Raw genomic sequence first — 1,272 nt, 5'->3', positions numbered from 1 at the left:
TCACCCACATCTAAACAACATTACATTGCTGCGTTGTTGTGGGGCGCTATTATAGATAGAGTTGCAAATGTGTCAACACTTGAATGATAAAAATGTGCTGAATGAAGGTTTTATAAACAGCGCAGGGTGGTTGGCGTTTACTTTATCATCAAATTTAAGTTGTTAGGGTAAATTAACAGCTGAATCTGAACTAAGTGACTGCCTTATTTTTACTTACAATAAAAAGCATTACTTAAATAAGCTAATAAAAGGCGATGTTGAAATTGATACAGTAAGCGTGACGTTTTATCAAAAAGAAGATTTATGACTATATAAGGTTTTAAATTATTGAACTGGTTTAGGGTACTTTTTAAAAGGTACGAACACGTTAAAGGGCATAAGCAGTTATCTGTATTGCCATTAGTACGAATAAACTTTAATTAACGCCATGGGTTTTGGCACAATGACAACAAAAAAGAGCCTATTACCCAAACTGGAACATAGTGTTTAAAAACAGCACGAATTATTTGCTAGCACTTTTAACGACGGCCTAATTCACTTCAATTTTTATATGTGTGTACAAGCAACTTAAAAAGGGAAGGGTTGAGCATTTAATAATAAGGTTATCGAATAGAGCCCTCGCATTTTAATAACACACTTAAATGCGGGGTTTAGCCTTGGTTTTAGTACTTTTTTAACCCCAACTCAATTTGCATATAAATGTATACCTTTTATGTTAAACATTATTACTTCATCAACGAGGTATAAATAGATAATTAACCTGTTTATAGTACTGTGAGATGAAGTACAGGCCAAATTTTGTCGAAATTGTATTTTTTTGCATGTCTGATAGCCAGTTTGTTGAAAATTAAACCATTTAAATAAAGTGGCATAAAAAACTGTTGACTTTATTTTGGGGGGTGCATAGAATGCGCCCCGCACTCAGCGATACACAACGTGTTAAACACGTTAGGTATTAAAAGGTTTGGGGCTATAGCTCAGCTGGGAGAGCGCTTCGCTGGCAGCGAAGAGGTCTGCGGTTCGATCCCGCATAGCTCCACCAAATCTTTGTGCATGTCCTAGGGTAGCAGTTTTCTGTGTCCCCATCGTCTAGAGGCCTAGGACACCGCCCTTTCACGGCGGTAACAGGGGTTCGAATCCCCTTGGGGACGCCATCTAACAAATAGTTAGGCGTGGTTTTACCAAGAGAATAGCGTAACACTTAAAGCTCGAGTCTTTATGTGTATTAAACGTATTACCTTAGCACCTCATGATATGAGTTAAACTTATCAA

At 37.3% G+C, this 1,272-nt stretch carries 2 tRNA genes; both read left to right on the top strand.

Going from position 1 to position 1,272, the window contains the following annotated elements:
• Positions 1–966 precede the first annotated feature (966 nt).
• A tRNA-Ala gene (locus PAT01_RS19935) sits at positions 967–1,042 on the top strand.
• A 36-nt stretch (positions 1,043–1,078) separates the two neighbouring features.
• Positions 1,079–1,154: transfer RNA gene (locus PAT01_RS19930), tRNA-Glu, on the top strand.
• The last annotated feature ends 118 nt before the right edge of the window (positions 1,155–1,272 follow it).

The sequence above is a fragment of the Pseudoalteromonas atlantica genome (genome assembly GCA_007988745.1).
GTDB lineage: Bacteria > Pseudomonadota > Gammaproteobacteria > Enterobacterales > Alteromonadaceae > Pseudoalteromonas > Pseudoalteromonas atlantica.
Note: the sequence above shows the minus strand (reverse complement) of the source record. Positions and strands in the feature narration are given on the sequence as shown.